Raw genomic sequence first — 22329 nt, 5'->3', positions numbered from 1 at the left:
GCCTGTGACTTTATGGATTAATTCACTTCACTTAACAACAGCAGATAAATTCCGCTAAACAACCCTGAAAACTCCGAGCAGACAAAACATTCTGTTCGCGGCCGTATGATCGAAGCCTTTATTGTGATTATTAAAAAGCAGGCCGGAGCCTGCTTTTTAATACAGCGTTTTATTCCGCCGGCCGGACCGTTGCAATTCCGCTATCAGCGGCCCACTGCAGTACATCTTCCCGCTTCAGCGCCGTAGCCATCAGCTCCGGAAATCTGTCTGGCGTACAGGCAAACACCGGGCTGCCGATGGCAGCAAAGTCAGCCGCCATCTGACTGTCGTAAGACGGTCGGCCATCATCGCTCAGTGCCAGCAGCGTGATGACGTTAACGTCCTGGCGGATCAGCTCCGCCACCCGCGCTTTCAGCGCATCGGCATCGCCGCCTTCGTACAAATCGGTAATCAGGATAAGGTGCGTTTTTGCCGGCCGTTCGATTTTGCCAGCGCAATAAGCCACTGCCTGGTTGATGTCGGTGCCACCGCCCAGCTGCACGCCAAACAACACCTGTACCGGGTCGGCCAGTTCATCCGTTAAGTCGACAACCGCAGTATCGAAGCACACTAATCGCGTTTTCACTGCAGGAATGGAAGCCATTACAGCAGCAAAAATTGAGCTGTACACCACTGAGGTGGCCATAGATCCCGACTGATCGACACAGAGAATCACTTCGTCAAGGTCCACCAATCGCCGCTGTTTGCGGCTGAAGCCCACCAGCTTTTCCGGCACAACAGTCGCCAGTTCGGGTTGGTAATGGCGCAGGTTGGCGGCGATGGTGCGGTGCCAGTCAATATCGCTGTGACGTGGCCGGTGAGTGCGTTTACCTCTGTCGACCGCACCGCGAATAGCTTCGGCGGTTTTTTGCTCCAGCCGCGCCATCAGTTCATCAACCACTTTGCGGATAACCTGACGCGCGGTTTCCATGGTTTTTTGCGGCATCATGTTACCCAGGCTGACCAGATCGGCGACCAGATGCACATCGGCCTCCATAGCCTGTAAAAACTCCGGTTCAAGCAGCATCTGCCGCAGTCCCAGCCGTTCAAAAGCATCGCGCTGCACCAGTTGCACCACCGACGCCGGAAAATATTCGCGGATATCGCCCAGCCAGCGGGCAATGCGCGGAGCGGAACCACCGAGACCACCACGGCTTTTTTCTGAATCCGAGCCATCGCCATACAACGCGGTCAGAGCATCGTTCAGACGTTTGTCACTGGCACTCAGCGGCGTGCTTTCCTGCTCCGCCCCCAATGCCAGTTGCCAGCGACGCTGTTGCATCAATTCATCCATTGCTTATCTCCCGCAAGCAATTTGCCCAGCCCTTGCAGATGCGCAGACCACTGAGATGCCAGGGTTTCGTTGACGGCAAGCGTGGTACTGTTGTGTACCTCACCGGCATGCAGTGCATCCAACAGACGCCGGCGCTCCATCGCATCCAACTCAGCAAATACCCGCCGCAGCAGCGGCAGACTGTCGATAAAAGCCTCTTCTTCCAGCGTCCCCAGCCATTCGTCGACCAGTTGCCGCAACCGGGAATCGTAGAGCAACCGCTCAGCCGCACCACTGAAAAAGCCTTCAAAGAATCCTTTGGCTTCATCAATGGGGTTAGCCGGTGACAGCATGCGAGCCATTAATTGCTGCAGGCTGTCTTCATCCAGACGCTTAGCCTGATACAACAAACGGCTGGTAAGACCGCGAGCACCGGCATCACACAGATTGCTGTGCATCACTTCCTGCAATGCTTGCCACCAGCCTTCCATAACGCTGTCGTTAACCTGCGCCAGCTCAAGCTGAGCATGGGCATTAGCGATGGCATGCCGGTAGTGTGTACTTTCTTCTTCGTTAAGCTGGCGCACCGCAACCGGCAAAGACAGCGAGGCCTGCACCGCCAGCCGTTCGATCAGGCCATTCACATGAGTCAGTGACAAATTTCTGGAAGTGCCGTAGCGGCTGATATCCACCAGCGGCGGCAGACCATCGAGCAGATCCAACCCCTCGGCCGTGTGGGCCGCGCGCTCAGCCAACAGCGAGAATCCTTGCTCCACTGCCTGCGGCAGTTCGGCTTCCAGCGCCGCCAGCAGCAACTTAGCCAGTTCGCCCAGCTGGCGCTGGCCGCGCATCTTCTCGATGGTGCGCTCGGCAGCGGCTTGTGCCAGCGAGCTGCCATAGATCTGATTTTCCACCAGCTGCACCGCAAACTCCGGCTGCCAGGCAATTACCCAGCGTTCGCGGAACGTACCACGGCTGCTGCCGCTGCCGGTCTGTTCGCCCCAGGGCACATCCAACAGCCGCAGGCGGTGCAGCAGCCAGGACTTCAGTTGCCCCGGTTCACTTCTCAGATCCAGCGACAATTCCCGTGGCAGCGCCTCGCTTTTAAGGCGGGTCTTCTTTTGCCACTGCTGCAGATCGTCCAACAGAGGCGCCAAAGGCACATCGGCGGGGACTTCGCCCACCAAAGACCCCAGCAGGAGCTGTTGGGAAATCTGCTGCCACCACAAAATTTCACCACCGCACAGGCTGGCAATCGTGGCATCACGGGCTTCTTCAAACCCCGGGCTGGGACGATTACGGATAACCGCGAGGCTGTGACACAGACGCACGGTTTCTATCACCGCCGCAGTAGAAACCAACAACCCAGCCTGGCGTAACTGCTCGGCAACCAGAGCCAGCCAGCGGGCCAATGAGGCTTCGTTTTGGCCAAAGCGCCACAAATGGCGATACCACATGGGCGCCGATACCCCGGCGCTGTAGCCCGAGCCACTGGCCAGCCGTGGACTGGTCCAGGGTATCCAGGTTGAGTTAATGCGCTTGGCCGGAAGCTTGGCCGGTAAGGTTTTCAGCCTTGCTTTATCGTCTTTCTGGCTGACTTTTGCCTTTAACCCCGGCAGGTGCCAGGCACCGCAAATGGCAGCGACCGGGCCGTCGGTCTTTTTCGCCGCGTCGGCAATCTGCAGGCGCATATAAGCTTCGCGCTGTACTTCCCTTGGGCTGTCATCGGGAATGGCGTCGCGCAGCTCGGCCATCGCCTGCTCCAGCGCAGCAAAGACCGCAGGATCGTCATCGGCGCCCTGCTCAACAATATGATTCCACCAGCTTTCACCGTCGTCGTAACCCGCCAGGCGCGCCAGAACGGAGATGGGATCAAGGCGCAGCGCCTGGCTGCCGGCACTGGCAGTGTTTTCGGTATCCGGGGTTTCAGTATCCGTACCTTCGGCATCAGCATCATCTGTGCTGTCTTCACCCGTTTCAGCAAGCGCAGCCGCCAGCTGAACTGACACAGGCAGATCAATAAAACGAACATCCGCACCCGCTTGCAACGCCCAGCAGCAGGCCTGATATTCGGGCGAGTACTCGTCAAACGGGTAATAAATGCTGTGGCCGACTTCATCGGTCACAAATGACAACAGCGCGACCGGCGGCTTCATCCCTGCACTGGCCATAAACGGCAGCAATTCGCTGCAGTCGGCCGGGCCTTCGATCAGCACAACCGCAGGCCGTAGCCTCTCCAGCGCCGCCAACAAACGCCTGGAGGAACCCGGGCCATGATGACGAATGCCGAAATAGTGAATTTCCTTCATGGACATCGGTTCTCTGCTGGTTCCGGCTTAAAGCAACTCGTTGATGCTGTGATAATAATCGCTGTAGTCATTGCGCTTTTTCAGCACGGTTTCGAGATATTCTTCGAGTACCAGCTTATCCTGCACCGGGTCCTTAACAATCGCGCCCAACAGATTGGCGCCGATATCGGCCGCACCAAATGACGCATCACCAAACCACGCCGCCTGACTCAGGCCGCCAACCATGACGGCAATGGCTTCAGCCGTAGAGAGTGTGCCCGAAGGCACTTTGAGCGCCATTTTGCCGTCCAGTGTGGTGCCACTTCTCAGTTCGCGGAAAATGGTTACGACTTTTTCAATTTCTTTGCCGGCACTCTCCGGTACCGGCAACGACAGACTTTGTCCCATTTCAGCAACCCGGCGGCGGATAATTTCGATCTCTTGTTCCATATCATCCGGCAGCGGCAGCACCACTACATTGAAACGGCGCTTCAGCGCCGATGACAGCTCATTAACGCCTTTATCGCGGTTATTGGCAGTGGCGATGATGTTAAAACCGCGTTTGGCGAACACCACCTCGTTCAGCTCCGGCACCGGCAGCATCTTTTCTGACAGCACGGTAATCAGGGTGTCCTGTACATCCGAGCCCATGCGCGTCAGCTCTTCCAGCCGGCACAGGCTGCCCGCTTCCATGGCACGGAACAGCGGCGTCGGCACCAGCGCTTCTTTACTCGGCCCTTTGGCCAGCAACTGGGCATAGTTCCAGCCATAACGAATCTGGTTTTCATCTGTCCCCGAAGTGCATTGGATAACACGGGAGCTGTTGCCACTGATCGCCGCGGCCAGGTGCTCTGACACCCAGGACTTGGCCGTGCCCGGCACCCCGAGTAACAACAGAGCCCTATCGGTGGCCAGTGTTGCGACGGCGGTTTCGATCAGGCGCCGGCTGCCAATGTACTTGGGGCTGATTTCCACGCCCGAGGCGGTGGTGCCGCCGAGCAAATACTTAACCACGCTCTTCGGGGTCATCTGCCAGTTTTCCGGTTTTTGCCCCTGATCTTCTGCCTTCAGAGCGTCCAGCTCAGCCTGATAAATGACTTCTGCCGGTTGCCTTAATACGTCACTCATCTTTTCGTCCTTCCTGTTTCAGACTCACGTTAAATTTCAAATGTTCAAGTAAGGGATGCAGGGGTGATAACCCCATGTTTGTTATCTGCGCCAACAGCCATTGCGCGCAGTCATAGTTAAGACACAAGCCAATTTGTTGCATCGCCAGTGTCAGCGAGTAATCGGAATCCTGCGACTCGCCTGCACTGGCCAGAGCCTTAAGACGCTGTATTAACAAAGCCACCGAAGGGCTTTGGCTGAACGCTTCAAGGCTGAGCCAGCGCCATTCCTCAGCAAACAGAACACCCAGGGTATTGGGGAGCAGATCCGCCCGCGCAAGCAGATGAGCGGCCAGCCCGACACAGGCTTCTTCGCTCAGTCTCGGAGCCAGAATACGCAGAGATAAAGAGGGATCGGTGCCGTCATCAGCGGCGGCCTGCAACAGCCTTTCAGCAGCCAGCATAACCTGCGCTTCCGGCAGACTATCGGCGATGTTATGCAACAGGGATTCATTAGGGCTGTAATTGCCTTTGCCACGGTTGTCGGAAAAAGACCATTGTTCCAGCAACGCATTCAGCGTCAGCCCCATACTGGCAGCCAGTGCTGGCAGCGGTACGCTGGCCAATGCCTGACAGCGCTCCCGGTATTGCACGCTGTTTTTCAGTTCCGGGGCCAACAGCAGGGTCTCGCGGCGCAGCAAGCCACGGGTTTTACTGGTCAGCCAACCCTGCAACTCAGTGATAGTTTCATCCTGTACCTGCGGCTCATGCTCGCCAAGACGCATTTTAAAACGCACAGCGAGTTCTTTAATCTTTTGCGAGCGATCCTGCTCCAGTGTTTCCAGCAGGGGCAGGTCAGCGTGACTCAATCCCAAACTGAGCAATTCATACAGGTCGAAGCGTTTATCGGCCGGCTCAGAAGGAGCCATTAAAGCAAGTAACGAGCGGGCATCGTGCGGAGCATCACGGCGCAATTCGCGCAGGGCATTAAGCCGCGCTGCCGGGCTGAAATCGCCCCAGCTGGCTTCTGTCAGGGCAATATCCGCGCTGCCAACCCAGCGCAGCCAGGGGGCAAACGCCGCCGGTAAACGGTTTTCATTGGCGGTCGGCAACCAATCCAGAGGATGTGGTGCAACTCCACGACTCACCAACAGGTTGAACAGCCGCCAATACAGGCCATCGTGCTTACTCAGTGCTGCCAATATTTGTCGGAAGGCCGGACGGCACTCCGTCGCCAGAGTCGGTAAGCACAACACCGGTAGCGCGGAGAGAGGCTTTAGCTGCTCCGGCACGGCAATCTGCTCCAGCAAAGGATATTGGCTGCAATACGCCAGCGCCAGCAACGCGCGGTCATCATCATTTGCGCCGTCAGGCTGCGGCCAATGTGGCGGCAGTGCGGCGGCTGTACCGCCGTCGCCCATTAACCAGCTCTGCTTTAACGCATCGACCTGTGCAAGATCCTGCGTCAGGGTTTCAAGGGTCAGCATGCAATCATCCCCCACTGAGGAGAGGCAACCGACAGCAGCTCTGCCTTCGTGCCGTCCCAGGAAATAAAGGCCGCCAAATGCTCGCCGTGGGCCAGCAAGGGCAGATCGTTATTCGCCAGCGGCAGCAATTGCTCGCCGGCTTTGAGCCAGTAGCCCGCGTCTTTGTCCTGCATCAGACAGCAGTCGCCAAGCAGCAGCGGAACGGCGCGCTGCCATGGCAATGTGCGACGCAGCAAGAACAGCGCCCGTTGCGGACTCTGTTCCACGGCGCTGGGCCATGACACGGCTTCAGTCTCAACAATCCGGTACTGAGCCAATATCGCGCGCTCAGGCATTCGTGAAGGGTAAAACACCAGATCGCCTTCGATCTGGGTACCGACCCTGAGGCTGGCCTCGCGCTTACCGGCAGAAGCCGGGCTGTAGTCCTGCAACATGGCAGCAGAAGCGCACTGGCCATCCAGCGGCCACAACCAGGTGGCATGGCTCACCAGTCCATCACGACGGGTTTCAATTCGTTCTCCGACACACAGCCAACGCCCGTTAACGGGCGTCTGCTGACTGTTCAGAAGCTGTTCCCGGTTCTCTGCTCCGAGCAAAGCACGACGTGCATCCGGGTCCTGTGGGGCTGCCTGCCATGCACGCGATAACAGTACCCACATGCCCAACTCTTCCACCAGGCGAGCCAGCTGCCGTTCCAGCGGCAAGCCGGCCAGCAATGAAGGTAACTCGTCTACCCGTGCCGCCAGCGTACTGGCTTTGGCATCGACCAGGCGCGCAGCAATGCGCCGTACGCGCGGACGGAGGTCTTTCAGCAGACCGGCCAGACCCGTGCGTTGCTGGTCGCGGATCCACAATTCAAGCTCACCTAAACCATCGCGGACACTGCGTTCAGTGGCCTGCATCGCACTCTCGGCGCGCTTTTGCCGCTGCGCTTCTTTTTTCGCCAGTTCTTCCGCGCTGAAAACCGGCTCATCATTACCGGCACTGGCAATATCTTTTACGGCGACGGCTTTAGGCTCGTCTGTACTGGCTGCACCAGACGAGCTGCGCCGACGGCGGGAAAGCCATTCGGCTACCCATTCCGGTGGAGTGGCTTCGACAAAGCTGTTTTGGCTTTCACTGAAAATCCACATCAGGGCAAGCACATGCTTACAGGGAAATTTTCTGGATGGGCAGGTACATTTGTAACCATGATCGGCAACGTCGGCCATGGTGAGATAAGGGTTCGCCCCGGAGCCCTGACATTGACCCCAAATGGTATTCAACTCAGACGCCAGACCCAACATGGGCCATTTAGAGGTGTTAAGCAGTTTTTTTGCAGCGCCCAGAGATGACTGATCCGGGGCCAGGTCCTGCACGACCTGTAACGGGAGCTCCATTTCCTGTCCTTGTTTTCTTGCCTGCTGTGCTTATCGGGCAGACTGAGAAGGTCGGTTATTCCGGGTTCGCAAGTATTTACCCGGCATAAAATTTATTGGCCATATAATGGCTGATTAAAGTCGGATGGTGCCCGATTACGGCTTAAAAAGAAATCGATCAACGCACAATACTGACACAGATATCATCAGATAATTCATTCGCGTTGACTACGGTCTCATTCGTTTCGCACCAGCTCCACCGCAGCTTCAATTAATTTACGCGCTACTGTCTGTGGCGCCGGAAGTTGCGGCAGGTTGTCGATATCAAACCAGTCGGCGCTTTCCAGCTCAGTAGTGTCTATATTCAGCTCACCACTGTCGTAGTCGCATAAATAACCGAGCATTAACTGGTGCGGGAATGGCCATGCCTGCGAGACGAGATAGCGTGGGTTTTTAATCTGTATTCCGGCTTCTTCAAATATTTCCCGCGCCAGTGCTTCCTCGGCGGTTTCGCCGGCTTCAATAAAGCCGGCGAGACAGGAGTACATGGCGGTGCGGTGGCGGTTAGAGTGGGCGAGCAATAATGTCCGTCCTTTGCGCACAACGCCAATCACACACGGGGATATTTTCGGATAAGAACGATAGCTGCACGCCGGGCAAACCAGCGCCCGATCATTAACAATAGGTTTCAGCAGTGTGCCGCAGCGGCTGCAGAAGTTCTGCGTGCTGCGCCAGTAACGTAACTGTGCGGCAGCATTTACCACACGGAAAATATCGTCGCTGGCGGCGAGCAGATAATCGCGCAATGCCACCTCTTCAAACCCCGGCGGAATATCGGCCAGACCAACCACCCGCAGCGGCACACCATTAACACTGCCGAGCAATAACTCCAGCCGTGGGTCCTGTTCAACGGAATCGGTTGTCCACGGCATGACTTGCTCTGCATTGTTCATCATCTCTGGCTTCAGCAGCAGACGCTCGCCAAGAAAATACAGGCTGAGAGTTTGCGGGCTGTCTTCGCCTGGCACGATGGCGGGATGGTAAATAAATTCGATGGTCATAACCGTTTTTCCGTCGATCAATCCGGGCTTAAAATGCTTGCAGGCAAATCTGCAGGCGATCCCTGTCGTTCATTATGTATTGGTCGTATTCCTGCAGAAAAGGAATATGAGGCAGATCATTCAGTAATACGCCGACACGCTGCTGATGAAATACGTTAGCATCGCGGTCGTAACCCAGCGGGTTGCCGATTTTAATCGCCAGCAGTTGCAGTGCCATCAGATCCTGCCCCAGCTGGTAGGTTTTATTGGCACTTTCGCAACGGTAATACAAACTGTGTAACGCGCCATAGCCCAAAGATTCAATCAGGTGTTTGCTCATCGGCAGATAAATATTGTGACGGTGTTCCAGCACATCAATACTGCGCAGCACGTTATTGACGGCATCACTGACGGCAAAGGCATCCTGACCGTCAATGGCAAATAATTGCCGGATAATATCCCGTGCCTGCTGTTCCAGCTCTGCGGTCAGCTCCGCTGCGGGCGGTAACGGGTAATCAAAGCCACGGTTATCGTCCATCGGCACAAAGTCATTCTGGATAATCGCAATGCCCTGTTCGGTAAACGGATAAGCGCGCGCATCATAGGTTTTGGCAACCGGCAGCAACAGGGTTTCTGTCAGAATCAAGCGGTCAAACAAAGCATCGGTGGCGCCACCGGTCTGTTCGCTGTATTGCACTTTGCGTTCGCCATACAGGCTGATGGCATCCTGCAGATGTTTTTCAAAGCCGTCGATACAGCCGCTGAGCAGTACAACACTGGCAATAAGCGGCATTTTAAGCAGAGAGAGAATGTTCATTTTTTTTATGTCCCTGGTGAGAATTCCTGAAGGCAGCATCATATCAATTGTTACCTCAGGCCAGAAACATTAAACCACTATAAAGCCTGCAGCGGTTTAGGACGCGCAATATCATGTTGTGCCAGCAGCGCCGTGCCACGCAGAACGATATCCGACTGAAAGGCTTTTTCATAACGCACATCAAGCACGTAGGCTTTTACCCGCAGACGGATGGCAAGCACATGAGCTATTTCAACTTCTTCCAGAGTAAAAACCACAGGTTTTTTCAGGTAGGCGTAACGGCTCGTCACCACCACTTCTTCGATTAACTTTTGTGCTTCAGCCAGATCGGCGTCGAGGGCCAGATGAAAATCAGTAACCACCATCATATCCAGCTCACCGGCATTACCGGAGGCGACAACATCGGTAATAAAACGCGAGTTGGGAATAGTGACCAGATTATCATCCAGTGTCACCAGCCGCACGGTACGCAGACCAATAGAAACAATCTCGCCATAGGTATCGCCAAAGCTGACGCGGTCACCAACACGGAACGGGCGGTCAAACAGCAGCAGAATACCGGCCACCAGCGATGCAGCAATATCTTTTAAGGCAAAACCCAGTGCAACAGCCACGGAACCGGCGGCGGCAAAAAGCAGTTCTTTCGGCGGTTGCAGCACGGCAATAAATAAGCCAACGGTACCGAAGATATACAGCGCAAATGTCAGCAGCGTGGAAATCTGCAGAATTAAAAAACGCCGGGCGGGGATTTTTTCCATCAACCGCTGGCTGAGGTTACTTAATCCCTGAGCGCCACCCCACAGCGCAAAGCCACCGATAATCAGCCAGAAAATCGCATATAAATTAAAAATACCGGCGATGCTGAGCAGGCCATCGACCAGACCGTTGGTTTCATTCATTCAGCATATTCATCCTGTTCAGTGTGCTCACCACGGTGTGATACCAGAGCGCGGTAATGCCGTAGCGACCATCATTGCCTTTTTCAATCATACCGGCTTCCAGCCCGGTTTTAAGAGCAAAGCGTACAATGTTTTCTGCGGTATTGGTTACCCGTACCAGTTCGGCCGTAGTCAGATTACCGTGGGTAACAATGGCCGCAAAAATAAACAGCATGCGCGGCCCGGATTTTTCAAAGCCGGTGCTGGCAGGCAAACGTGGAATGCTGGCGGTAGCCACACCACGCTGGGTACTGACCGACTCTTTCCATAGCATCAGCGCCGTGACCGGAATACCGTGACAGGCATCCCACAGCAGGCTGAAATAACGTTGCTCGGCATTGCGCAGCGCGCCGGCAACCGGCGAGCGCGGATCAATCAGCACATCATCGTATTGCAGGCGATAACCGCTCTTCTGGTTGCGCGACAAAATCAGCGAACGGATTTCTGCCTGCGTCCAGCGTTTTACCCGGATCACATTACGCATCTGATAATCACGGCCAAACACATTACACAGATAAGCCCAGCTCTGATTATTAATAACAATCAGCCAGTAAATATTCTGTACGCGGGTATTGGTCAGGCTGAGCAGTGTGCGCCAGCCATCCAGACAACCTACGTCGGCAAGGAATGAGTTTTCAGCATTATTGAGAATAATCAGCGTTGGTTGCAGCTGTTCATCCTGGGCTGCCAGTGCTGCCGGGCCGGCACTTAAATCTATTTCCAGCGCGTCACCTATCAGGCGATAAATGTCGGCGGCATTAGTGGTTTTTGCCGGCACGTCCAGCTGCCGGATCTGCACCTCCCTGTTTTCATTCTGCAGGGCATTGGCAAAACGTTTGGCCGCCGATTTTTTACCGATACCCGGCTCGCCGGTAATCAGCATAACGTTATCGTCGCTGCGTTCGGCGTCCCAGGCATCAAAATTCTTGCGGATAGCAGCACTGAGACCGGTATCGATAATCGGATAATCCCAGTCATTGCCGGCATTAAACCAGCGCAGATAATTGTCGTCGGTACATTCACCCTGATCATCTTCTTCGCCGTTATCAGCCACCGTATTTTTCATCCGGAACCAGCGTGCATTCAGCTTTTGATACCAGGTAAATTCCACCAGCAACTGGGCAATAAATGCCTGCAGGAACAGCAAAAGATTAAAAGGAATCCACAGCGGCAGAATCAGATTCATAAAGCGCCCATGACCGGCTTTTTCAATCAGAGGGTCCATCTGTTCGGGCAACAGACGCTTAAGGTTCTGTATTAATTCTTCGCGGTAAAAATGCAGCAGGTAGCTGATAACCACCCAGCTGAACAGCCAGACAAAACCACCCACCATTTGACTGATCATCGAACGGTGAAACAGATAATCGGCCAGGGCAATCAGCGCCCAGGGCAACAGCAACCAGGAAGTCGATGAACGGGCACGCTGCTCCAGCAGCGCGGTGCTGTCGGCATTTAAATAACTGCCAGCGCCCTGACAAACACTGAACAGAAACCACTCCGAAGCCAGTTTCAGCAACACATACAGAATATAAACCTGCATCAGCAGAGGCAGTGCGCCTCCTACTCCGGCGGTTTCTTGCTGCATAGGCGGCAGCAACGTGCTGAGCCATAACAGCAGCACCCAGGGCAGCAGTGGTGTAATACCACTGATAAACCGGGTAATCGCACGCAGTCCCTGATGATGAATTCCGCCACCAATCAGACGGTTATGCAGCGCCGCTAAAATACTGGCTGTCCAGTTGGCAAATAGTTTGGCCAGCCAGCGCAGGGGAAAAACCAGCAGCAGCGGTGCACCGCTGTTCATAATTACCTGTGTGCGCTGACCTTCGGGAATGCCATGCAGCAGACTGTCCCAGGCGCTGACAACATTATTTAAGGTGGTGTGCAATTGCTGCCATTCTGCACGCAGCATCATTACTAATCCGGGCCAGTCGATTCCGGGCAAAGCCGCATGTGCGGCAGGCGCCAGCAACAGTACAGCCAGAAACGGTGCCAGCAGTAACAGGAAATAACGGCGGCTGGAATATTGAGACAGGTTCATCCTTCACTCACTACGGTGTCCATGCGTGCACGTTAACAGGCCCTAAACGAAAAGGCAGCACAATATCAGCGCCGCAATAAGCGCAGCCAGCGGCCGATATTCAGCAGGCTGACCAGCGAAGCGGCAACATAGGTTAAAGCCGCTGCCGTCAGAATGCTGTGTGCAGCTTTCATATCGCGCTCGTCCAGATACTCTCCTTCGCGCAGCAATGGCAGCGCCTTACCGAAGCTGGCATCCCACTCCACCGGTAAAGTAACAATATGTACCAGAGTGCCGATCAGCATGGCTCCAACCGCCACAACCAGGGCAAAACGCGAGGCAACAGGGGCAACCACCGCCAGAAACGGCGCCAGCAGCAACGCCAGCGGGGCAATACGCTGCATCCAGTAGGCCAGCACGGCAAAGCCGGTGCGGCTCTGGAACAGGGTTTCTTTACGCGCATGCTGCAGCGCATGACCGACTTCGTGGGCCGCGACCACTACCGCGGTGAGACTTTTGCCGTCCAGTTTATCGCTGGTCAGACGTACCGTTTTGCTGCGTGGATCATAGTGATCCCCCTGATCGGTGGCTTCCACCTGCACATCATTCAGCTCCAGTTTGGCCAGCAGGTGACGCGCCATATCGCCACCGTTACCCGGATAATCATTGCGCGGAGCACTGTGCTTTTTCAGCACATGCTGCACCCACACGCCGGGTAAAATAAGAATCGCGAGTACTAACAAGGCCAACAGCAGCCAGATCATTGGGTCGGTTTCCTGTATTCATTGTTCGCTGAGAGAAAAATAACGCCGCCAGTGACGTTCTGATGGTGCAATTCTACTGCACTTTTCCCTGTATTCCGCCTGCTCCCGGGGGCATTGATGCACAATCGCCACGGCAACAACAAAGCCACAGTGGATAACAAGCCGCCGGTCTTTGGCGACATCGCATTAGGCAGGGCAGTGTCAGACTGTTAGAATACGCGCCCTGTTTTACCCAGGAGTACTCCCATTGAGTATCACATTCATTGCTTCGTCCAAATTACCGACACCGTTCGGTGTCTTCACCATGCATGGCTTTGAAGACAGCAGCAACGGCAAAGAGCACGTAGCTCTGTCCATGGGCGATATCGCCAATGGCGAGCCGGTACTGGCACGGGCACATTCTGAATGTCTGACCGGCGATGCGCTGTTCAGTATGCGCTGTGACTGTGGCTACCAGCTGGAAGAAGCGCTGCGCGCTGTGGCCGAAGCCGGCCGTGGTGTGGTGCTGTACCTGCGTCAGGAAGGCCGTGGCATTGGCCTGCTGAATAAGATCCGCGCCTATAACCTGCAGGATCAGGGAGCAGACACCGTTGAGGCCAACGAACAGCTGGGCTTTGGCGCCGATATGCGTGACTACAGCATGTGCCGGCCAATGCTCGATCATCTGGGAATTCACGCTATCCGTCTGATGACCAATAACCCCCGCAAGGTAAAAGCACTGAGCGAAGCCGGGGTTGATGTGGTTGAGCGGGTATCGTTACAGGTGGGACGCAACCCGCATAACGATGGCTATCTGAACACCAAAGCCAGCAAGCTGGGGCATTATCTGCCGCAATCGGCGGCCGGTATCGTCACTCATCAGGATGATGATATTCCGGGCAGCAGCGACGACACTGAGAAGTAAGCGACGGCCTGTTGCTTACTTTTTCGCGGCGGATTCCCGCCGCACGTGCAGTTTGATTTCATGGCCCTCGAACTGCCGCTCCATGGCCTGCAGTTTGGCCACATGACGCTCCGTCAGCTGTGTTCCTTCTGACAGCAGAACCACCCCCGCCGGACTGACCAGGTTGCCGGCCAGAATCATACCAACGCGCGCCTCTTTGATGTTGATACGCTCCAGATTCGGCACCACACCTTCTTCAAAGTCATCCAGCACCGTCATAAAGACATCCACCAGCTCGCGGTCGTAACGCTGCCCGGCCATTTTCAGCAGATAGGCTCTGGCGGTTTCTTCATCCAGGGTTTCGCCGAGAAAGTTATGTTCGCGCTGCAGCTCAACATAGTCGCTGACGATACGCAGTATGCGCGCCTCTTTGGGGATGGCATTGCCACTCAGCTTGTCGGGAAAGCCTTTGCCGTTATACAGCTCCATATGTGAGCGGATGATATTGGCGACATTCTGTAACGGTTCCAGCAGCATCAGGCTGGTCTGGCCATTAATGGTGAAGTGGGCGTATTCGTATTTTTCGTTGGCGCTCATCTGCGTCAGTGCCTTGCCCAGCACACTGTCCGGCAGCGATACCTTACCGATATTCTTCAGCAGTGCGGCGTAATAAACGTCCTGAATGGATTGCCCGTCGAGACCGGAAAACTCAGCAAATAATTTTGCCAGCCGCGCCTGGCGCTCGCTGCTGCCTTTTTCTTCACCATTACGTGCCTCCATGATGCCAACCAGAATGTGCACCATGCTGTTAAACTCCTGCCGCAACGTGCGGTAAGCGTCACTCAGCTTGGCCTCGGCCTCGCCGACCTGATCGGATTTCTGCTGATATTTATCCTGCAGCTCACGGTTCAGGCGCGCCAGTTCGGCATTCTGCTCGGTAATATGCGCATTCAGCTTAATATTGGCGGCTTTGAGCTCACGGGTATCCAGTGCCTCGGCCACGATATTGCGCAGCTGATCGTTATCCCAGGGTTTGGAGATATAACGATAGATATTGCCTTCGTTAACCGCCTTGATAGCAGACTCCAGGTCGGAGTAACCCGTCAGCAGAATACGGATCATCTCTGGATACTGTTCAAAGCAATGCTTCAGCAGTTCAGCCCCACTCATGCCCGGCATGCGCATATCGGAAATGATCAGATCAAACTCTTCCTGCTGCAGCAGCTCCACAGCGGCGGCTCCGCTGGTAACCAGCACGACATCGTAGTGACGATGAAATAAGCGTTTCAGTGCCTGCAGCACGGCTTCTTCATCATCCACGATCAGTAAGCGGCCGTGTTTTTCCCGTACCAGAGTCTGGACGTTGTCACTCAGCATGGTTCTTTTCTCCGATCGGCAGAATCAGGGTAAAACAAGCGCCTTTACCGGGAGCGGTCTCAAGCTCAATCCCTCCCTGATGTTCCTGCATCAGTTTGTAGCACAGCGCCAGCCCTAGACCAGTGCCATCTCCTTCCAGTTTAGTGGTAAAAAAGGGTTCGAACACCCGGGATGCAACATTGTTCTCCATACCGGGGCCATCATCGCGGATACTGATACTCAGCACATTCTGATCCAGTGCTTCACTGATATAAATATTGCCGCCACTGCCCTCCAGCGCCTGAATGGCATTGATCAGCACATTCAGTACGACCTGGCCAATCTGCGATGGATTACAGAACACTTCCGGCAGATCAATCAGCTCTACCGTCAGGTTTACGTTGTCGGGCAGTCGGGAACGGGCGATATTGATAATGCTGCTGACGTCATCATTCAGCTGGCACCATTGCATATGTGACTGGGTACGGCTCAGCTTACGCATATCGGCAATAATCTGGGTAACACGTTCGGTACCCCGAATGCAGTCCTGCAGGCGAGAAGGTGCCACGCTGGACACATGCGGGATATCCAGACGCTGGTAGGCGAGCAGCAGCTCCTGATAGAAATCTGACTTAATATCCAGCAGGTCAGAGGCTTCATCGATGGACTGGACAAAATCGAGCAACGCCTGCAGATCATGGCCCAGTTCTTTCAGGTTGCTGCTGATATAAGCCACTGGATTATTAATTTCGTGGGCAATACCGGCCGACAGCTCTCCCAACCCGGCCAGCCGCTCCGAGAGTTTCAGCCGTGTCTGGGCGTTTTCCAGATCACGGTTCAGACCGCGCAACTGATAATTACTTTTCAGCAGTTCTTTCTGGCTGCGCGCATTCAGCGCCATCTGGGTACGCAGAATATGACTGGTTTCTGCCAGCTCAGCTGAACGGCCTTCAAGCTCTCGGCTGGCCTGCATACGGCGGCCATACTGATAAAACAGAATAATCAGTAACAGCAGGCTCAGCGCCATAGCAGCACTGGCAGCCGAATATGGCAAATAGGTCTGAAAAAAGTGTCCTTCGATCTGACTGCGATCGAGATAAAGGCTGAATTCCGGTAACAGAAAATCATTGAATACCATCATCTGCTGACGCTGCTGCGGCGCCGGATCGGATAATGGCTGGGCATGGTACATCACCAGTATCGGAATATCGCCATAACCCATATCGGAGGTGATCTGCTGCAACCATTCATAAAGTTCAAGGCGGACAATCAGGCTGCGCTCTTTCATCGCGGAATGTAGAGTCAGCACCAGACCGGGACGCTCGACCAGACGGCCGGGAATAGTGATATCGGCTTTCAGATCCTGCAGCGACATATGCAGCAACCAGTCGCCGGTAACGGCCAGCTTTTCACTGCTTTCCTCACTGATCAGCATGAACGGCCCCAGCGGCGAATTCTGCCGGTATTGCTGCAGCTCAACATAACCTGGCGGATGATCGTTCAGCAGTTGTTCGGCATCTGCCAGCAGCTGGTAATACTCACGCAGCGAACGGATGTATACATGCTGCAGTAAATCGTGGGAAACAGCGGCAGTACGTTGCTGCTCTACGCGGACGCTGAGCTCGTAGACTCCAAATCCAATAATGGTGGAAATCAGCAGACTGAGCAGAACATGACGTTTAGCCATGAGTTCCTCTCCCTGGACATTGCTTAAGCTATCAGTAAAGCACTGTCTGGGAGAAAAACGAGGGGTTATTAGAGGTAGATCAGCCTTGCGCCAACCGCGAACGGATGCTGCTGAGGAGGCTATCGGTATCCAGCGCAATATCCCGCTGCTGCTGGGCAGGAGAAGCATGCTCGATATAGCGGTCGGGGATGCCCAGAGTCAGTACCGGAATCTGCACATTGGCGGCTGCCAGCGCTTCCAGCACGGCACTGCCGGCCCCGCCCATCACAGCGTTTTCTTCCAGTGTGACCAGCAGGTCATGGTCTGCCGCCAGCTGTAATACCAGTTCGGTATCCAGTGGCTTAACAAAACGCATATCGGCGACGCTGGCATCCAGAGTGGCAGCCACCAGCTGAGCTTCGCGTAACGGCGCGCCAAAGGCGAGAATGGCAACACGCATCCCCGCAGCGGCAGAGCTTTCGCGGCGCATAATGCCCTTACCCAGCGCCAGTGCCTGCATCTCTGTGGTTGGCTCAACTCCGGTGCCGCTGCCACGCGGATAGCGCACCGCGGCCGGGCCTTCGTACTGATAGCCGGTATAGAGCATCTGGCGGCATTCGTTTTCATCCGATGGGGTCATCACCACCATGTTCGGAATGCAGCGCAGATAGCTTAAATCGTAGGCACCGTGATGCGTCGGGCCGTCTTCTCCGACCAGGCCTGCACGATCGATAGCAAAGAGTACATCGAGGTTCTGCAATGCGACATCGTGAATCAGCTGATCATAAGCGCGCTGCAGGAAGGTCGAATAAATCGCCACCACCGGCTTGGCACCTTCGCAGGCCAGGCCCGCAGCCAGAGTAACCGCATGCTGTTCGGCAATGGCGACATCAAAGTAACGCTCAGGAAATTCCTGCGAGAAGCGGATCAGGTCAGAGCCTTCACGCATCGCCGGAGTAATACCCATCAGACGCTCATCGGCAGCGGCCATATCGCACAGCCAGTTACCGAACACATTGGAATAGCTCGGCATTTTCACACCAGCGCCGGCATTGCTGCCTTTCAGCGCATGGTATTTGATCGGATCATCTTCGGCCGGCTGAAAGCCTTTGCCTTTACGGGTAACCACATGCAGGAAGCGCGGGCCTTTGAGCTTTTTCAGGTTCTGCAGGGTAAGCAGCAGCTCATCCAGATCATGACCATCAATCGGGCCATAGTAGTTGAAGCCCAGCTCCTCGAATAAGGTACCGGGCGCGACCATGCCCTTCATATGCTCTTCGGTTCGGCGGGCAAATTCCCACGCCGCCGGAATCTTCTCCAGCACCCGTTTGCTGCCTTCACGCAAAGCGGAATAGGTGCGGCTCGACCAGATGCGGGTGAAGTATTTGTTCAGCGCACCGACGTTGTTGGAGATCGACATATCGTTGTCGTTAAGGATCACCAGCATATCGGCTTTAACGTGGCCGGCGTGGTTCAGCGCTTCAAAAGCCATACCGGCGCTCATGGCACCATCGCCGATAATCGCCACGGTTTGCTGTTCTTTCTGCTGCGCACGCAACGCCAGCGCCATGCCTAAGGCCGCACCGATAGAGGTGCTGGAGTGGCCCACGCCAAAGGTGTCGTATTCGCTTTCTTCACGCAGCGGGAACGCCGCCGGCCCTTCAGCGCTGCGGATGCTTGGCATCTGCTCGCGACGGCCGGTCAGGATTTTATGCGGATAAGCCTGATGACCCACGTCCCAGACCAGACGATCTTCCGGGGTGTTAAATGCGTGATGCAGGGCAACCGTCAACTCGACCACACCCAGACCTGCGGCAAAATGACCACCGGACTGGCCAACACTGTAGAGCAGAAACTCACGCAGCTCAGCACACACCTGTGGCAACAGGTCTGCATCCAGCGCACGCAGGTCGGCCGGAGAGTCAATGCTGTCCAGCAGCGGTGTACTGGGGCGGGAGCCCGGAATTTCAGTCAATGTCATCAGCTTATATCAGCGCGGTCGCGGTATCCGTCGGGAGGGGGCATGTTCAGGAAACAATAAGAACCGTAAACCGTAAGGCAGCCCCGCAAAAGGGCTGCCATTCTAACGGCTGTTGACGGTAATGAGTAGCACTGTGACGTATATGGCCCGGACTGACAGCTCAGAGACAGCGCTTTTACCCCTGCCACTGCACGAATAAGATTTAACGCAGGTCAGTGATCGCGGTTGATGATGTAATCGGCCAGTTGCGCCAGTACCGAGGTATCACCACCCAGACCAGCCAGTGCCGCATGGGCGTCGGCCACCAGCTCACGGGCTTTGGCCCGCGCACCATCAAGGCCCAGCAATGCCGGATAGGTTGGTTTGTTCAGTGCAAGGTCCGCGCCCTGTGTTTTGCCCAGAGTGACCGTATCACCTTCAATATCGAGAATATCGTCCTGTACCTGAAAGGCCAGGCCGACGGCATCGGCATAACGCACCAAGGCCTTCTCGGTTGCCTGATCCACTTCGGCGCAGGCGGCATGAGCGCCCATTAACACCGCACTGCGGATCAGCGCACCGGTTTTGTGACGATGCATGCGTTCCAGCTCGGGCAGCGTCATCGGCTTGCCGACATGACCCAGATCGATGCTTTGTCCGGCCACCATTCCCGCACCACCGGAACCCTGTGCCAGCAGACGAATCAGGGTCAGGCGTTGTTCTGCCGTTTGCTGTGGTGCATTGGCCAGTACTTCGAAGGCTGCCGTGAGCAGACCATCACCGGCCAGAATGGCGGTGGCTTCATCAAAAGCAATATGACAGGTTGGCTTACCACGGCGCAGATCGTCGTCATCCATGGCCGGCAGATCGTCGTGCACCAGACTGTAGCTGTGCACCATTTCCAGCGCGGTCGCAGCGGCATCCGCCTGCTCCCAGTTACCACCCAGCGCCTGCGCTGCGGCATAGCAAAGAAATGGCCGCAGGCGTTTACCGCCATTTAACACGCCATAAGTCATGGCATCCGCCAGGCGCGAATCCGCCAGCTGCAGAGCCTGAAGATGCTGATGCAGTTGCTGTTCCAGACGCTGCTGTACGCTCTGCAGCTGTTGCTGCAATGGCTGTAAATCCTGTGCCATCAGGGTTCCTCACCTGCGGCAAAAGGCTGTGCAACGCTCTGACCATTTTGTTCAAGCAGCAGCTGTACCCGTTGTTCGGCAGCACTCAGCGCCTGCTGACACTGACGGGTCAGGCCTATGCCCTGCTCAAAGGCACGTAACGAGTCTTCCAGCGACAGGTCGCCGTTTTCCATACGCACGACCAATTGCTCAAGCTCAGTCAGTGCTGCTTCAAATTCAAAAGGGGCATTTTTACCAGTCATATATCGCGCTCTCCCGGAGAGCGGCCACACTAAACCCAAGGCTCCGGCGGGTCAACCTGTGCGCTTATGGCGGCCCCTGTCTGCCCTCTGGCGGCAAACAAATCAGCCTGCCAACAATTTCGTCAATGCGAAGGAAGATCACGAATGTTTGACTAAACTCAGAGGCAGTGAATGGTTTAGTGGCAAGGAGCATCAGTGGATCTCGCATCGTTAGTTGGGGTAGTCGGCGCCTTTGGCATCGTCGTTATGGCGATGGTCTTGGGCGGCGATATCAGTATGTTTGTGAACGTGCCTTCGATCCTTATTGTGATCGTTGGCAGTATGTTCGCCGTTATGATGAAGTTTGAACTCGGCCAGTTTCTCAGTGCCATCAAAGTCGCCGCCAAAGCTTTCTCATTCAAGCTCAGTAAACCCGAAGCCATTATTGAAGAAGTGGTGGAAATGGCCGGTATGGCGCGCAAAGGCGGTCTGCTCTCTCTGGAAGGCAAAGAAGTCAGTGATGACTTCCTCAGTAAAGGTATTCAGCTGCTGGTCGACGGCCACGATCCGGACGTTGTCCGGACTTTAATGAATAAAGAACTCAAGCAGGCCAGCGAACGCCACGATATTGGTATCACTATTTTTAAGTCACTGGGTGATGTGGCTCCGGCAATGGGCATGATCGGTACACTGATTGGTCTGGTTGCCATGCTGGCCAATATGGACGATCCGAAATCCATCGGCCCGGCCATGGCGGTTGCACTGCTGACCACTCTCTATGGCGCAATGATGGCGACCATGCTGTCGCTGCCAATTGCCGACAAGCTGACGCTGCGTAAAAACGAAGAAGACCGGCTGAAAGCTATGATTATTGATGCGCTGCTTGCCATTCAGAGCGGCCAGAATCCACGCGTTATTGAAACCATGTTGCAGGCCTATATTCAGGAAGGCAAACGCAACACATCAGGTGATTGAGCATTATGGCCGCTGAAGAAGAACAGGAATGTCCACCCTGTCCGGCCGGTATTCCCGGTTGGGTAATGACCTTTGCCGATCTGATGTCACTGCTGATGTGCTTTTTCGTGCTGCTGCTGTCATTTTCAGAAATGGACGCCTTAAAGTTTAAACGCCTGGCCGGTGAGCTGCGCGAGGCTTTTGGCGTGCAAACGGTTGTGAACGTCAGTGATCCACCAAAGGGAACCAGTATTATTGCCCGTCATTTCAGTCCGTCGATTCCGGAGCCGACGCCTATTAATGAAGTGCGGCAAAAAACCAGCGATATCACCAAAAGCTCACTGGAAGTGTTGTGCCAGGATGAAGTTACCCAGCAGGAAGAGCGCCAGGGCGATCAGGGGCAGCAAACCCGTGAGGTCGTGGTTCCCAAAGAAGATATTGAAAATAAAAAGACCGAAGCTGAAGCCATGGAAGTGGCAGCCAAACTGGAAAGCGAAATAGCGCAAGGTCAGCTGGAAATCGAAACCGTGGGTAAGAAAATTATTATCCGCATCGAGCAGCGCGGCGCTTTCCGCTCAGGTTCGGATTATATCGACGATAAATTCCTGCCGGTTATCGATAAAATCCGTGAAGTGCTGGTAACACTTCCGGGACGGATTTCCGTTGAGGGACATACTGATGATATTCCGGTTGCCGGTGGCCGCTACCGTTCCAACTGGACGCTGTCTTCCGCCCGGGCTGCAGCCTTTGCCGAAGAGTTGTTTGTCGCACCGGAACTCGACTCCAGCCGTTTTCAGATTGTCGGCCATGCCGATACTCAGCCACTGGTACCGAATACCGATGCGGAATCCCGCGCCCGTAACCGCCGGGTGGAAATCGTGATTCTGCGTACCCACGAAAATGACGATGACGATGTTCCGGAAATACAACCGGAAGACGGACAGGTAAAAGATGCGGTAAATGCCCGGCCCGAAGACTTCGAGCTGAGCCCTGACGAAATATTCTGATTGGGATAATAAAAAT

General features: G+C 55.1%; 18 protein-coding genes. 3 read left to right on the top strand and 15 right to left on the bottom strand.

The features are described from left to right. Window positions 1-169 precede the first annotated feature (169 nt). The 10 genes from HUF18_RS12500 to HUF18_RS12455 form a co-directional block, all read right to left on the bottom strand. Entirely contained in the window at window positions 170-1333 is a 1164-nt protein-coding gene (locus HUF18_RS12500) for a VWA domain-containing protein (protein WP_225692426.1), read from the bottom strand. Then, complete coding sequence (locus HUF18_RS12495; protein ID WP_225692425.1) at window positions 1321-3627, bottom strand: DUF5682 family protein; 2307 nt, start codon at window positions 3625-3627, stop codon at window positions 1321-1323. Before HUF18_RS12495 ends, HUF18_RS12500 begins: the two co-directional genes overlap by 13 nt. A gap of 21 nt (window positions 3628-3648) precedes the next feature. Continuing rightward, window positions 3649-4728, bottom strand: coding sequence for an ATP-binding protein (locus HUF18_RS12490; protein WP_145470812.1), 1080 nt, complete (start codon window positions 4726-4728; stop codon window positions 3649-3651). Beyond that, window positions 4721-6193, bottom strand: coding sequence for a DUF5691 domain-containing protein (locus HUF18_RS12485; RefSeq protein WP_225692424.1), 1473 nt, complete (start codon window positions 6191-6193; stop codon window positions 4721-4723). The genes HUF18_RS12490 and HUF18_RS12485 overlap by 8 nt, the downstream gene beginning before the upstream one ends. Then, window positions 6187-7572, bottom strand: a complete 1386-nt coding sequence (locus HUF18_RS12480; RefSeq protein WP_225692423.1) for an SWIM zinc finger family protein — start codon at window positions 7570-7572, stop codon at window positions 6187-6189. Before HUF18_RS12480 ends, HUF18_RS12485 begins: the two co-directional genes overlap by 7 nt. Before the next feature lie 215 nt (window positions 7573-7787). After that, complete coding sequence (gene nudC / locus HUF18_RS12475) at window positions 7788-8612, bottom strand: NAD(+) diphosphatase (RefSeq protein ID WP_225692422.1); 825 nt, start codon at window positions 8610-8612, stop codon at window positions 7788-7790. A 28-nt stretch (window positions 8613-8640) separates the two neighbouring features. Continuing rightward, the gene (locus HUF18_RS12470) at window positions 8641-9408 is read right to left on the bottom strand and encodes a hypothetical protein (protein WP_225692421.1); all 768 of its coding nucleotides are present in this window, start codon (window positions 9406-9408) and stop codon (window positions 8641-8643) included. A gap of 77 nt (window positions 9409-9485) precedes the next feature. Continuing rightward, window positions 9486-10307 carry a mechanosensitive ion channel family protein gene (locus HUF18_RS12465; RefSeq protein WP_225692420.1) on the bottom strand — a complete coding sequence of 274 codons (822 nt, stop codon included), beginning with the start codon at window positions 10305-10307 and terminating at the stop codon, window positions 9486-9488. Further along, entirely contained in the window at window positions 10300-12387 is a 2088-nt protein-coding gene (locus tag HUF18_RS12460) for an ATP-binding protein (RefSeq protein ID WP_225692419.1), read from the bottom strand. Before HUF18_RS12460 ends, HUF18_RS12465 begins: the two co-directional genes overlap by 8 nt. Before the next feature lie 65 nt (window positions 12388-12452). Further along, complete coding sequence (locus tag HUF18_RS12455; RefSeq protein WP_145470798.1) at window positions 12453-13130, bottom strand: zinc metallopeptidase; 678 nt, start codon at window positions 13128-13130, stop codon at window positions 12453-12455. 247 nt (window positions 13131-13377) lie between these two features. Here HUF18_RS12455 and ribA point away from each other — a divergent pair, with 247 nt between their 5' ends. After that, window positions 13378-14034, top strand: a complete 657-nt coding sequence (gene ribA / locus HUF18_RS12450) for a GTP cyclohydrolase II (RefSeq protein WP_145470796.1) — start codon at window positions 13378-13380, stop codon at window positions 14032-14034. A gap of 15 nt (window positions 14035-14049) precedes the next feature. On the opposite strand, the gene HUF18_RS12445 is transcribed toward ribA, so the two are convergent. The 5 genes from HUF18_RS12445 to HUF18_RS12425 all read right to left on the bottom strand — a co-directional run bounded on the left by HUF18_RS12445 (window position 14050) and on the right by HUF18_RS12425 (window position 20373). Continuing rightward, window positions 14050-15390, bottom strand: a complete 1341-nt coding sequence (locus HUF18_RS12445) for an HD domain-containing phosphohydrolase (RefSeq protein WP_145470795.1) — start codon at window positions 15388-15390, stop codon at window positions 14050-14052. After that, window positions 15380-17056 carry a sensor histidine kinase gene (locus HUF18_RS12440; RefSeq protein ID WP_225692418.1) on the bottom strand — a complete coding sequence of 559 codons (1677 nt, stop codon included), beginning with the start codon at window positions 17054-17056 and terminating at the stop codon, window positions 15380-15382. Before HUF18_RS12440 ends, HUF18_RS12445 begins: the two co-directional genes overlap by 11 nt. A gap of 79 nt (window positions 17057-17135) precedes the next feature. Then, window positions 17136-19016 carry a 1-deoxy-D-xylulose-5-phosphate synthase gene (dxs, locus tag HUF18_RS12435; protein WP_145470791.1) on the bottom strand — a complete coding sequence of 627 codons (1881 nt, stop codon included), beginning with the start codon at window positions 19014-19016 and terminating at the stop codon, window positions 17136-17138. Window positions 19017-19228: 212 nt separating this feature from the next. Then, complete coding sequence (gene ispA, locus HUF18_RS12430; RefSeq protein ID WP_225692417.1) at window positions 19229-20131, bottom strand: (2E,6E)-farnesyl diphosphate synthase; 903 nt, start codon at window positions 20129-20131, stop codon at window positions 19229-19231. Beyond that, complete coding sequence (locus HUF18_RS12425; RefSeq protein ID WP_145470787.1) at window positions 20131-20373, bottom strand: exodeoxyribonuclease VII small subunit; 243 nt, start codon at window positions 20371-20373, stop codon at window positions 20131-20133. Before HUF18_RS12425 ends, ispA begins: the two co-directional genes overlap by 1 nt. Before the next feature lie 195 nt (window positions 20374-20568). Here HUF18_RS12425 and pomA point away from each other — a divergent pair, with 195 nt between their 5' ends. Together pomA and HUF18_RS12415 are read left to right on the top strand one after the other, a co-directional pair. Then, complete coding sequence (gene pomA, locus HUF18_RS12420; RefSeq protein ID WP_145470785.1) at window positions 20569-21327, top strand: flagellar motor protein PomA; 759 nt, start codon at window positions 20569-20571, stop codon at window positions 21325-21327. 5 nt (window positions 21328-21332) lie between these two features. Continuing rightward, entirely contained in the window at window positions 21333-22313 is a 981-nt protein-coding gene (locus HUF18_RS12415) for a flagellar motor protein MotB (RefSeq protein ID WP_145470783.1), read from the top strand. Window positions 22314-22329: the final 16 nt, after the last annotated feature.

Origin of the sequence: Thalassolituus sp. ST750PaO-4 (assembly GCF_020320405.1) — a bacterium.
In the GTDB taxonomy this organism is placed as follows: Bacteria; Pseudomonadota; Gammaproteobacteria; order Pseudomonadales; family Oceanobacteraceae; genus Venatoribacter; species Venatoribacter alkanivorans.
This window is presented reverse-complemented; position numbering and strand designations above follow the sequence as displayed.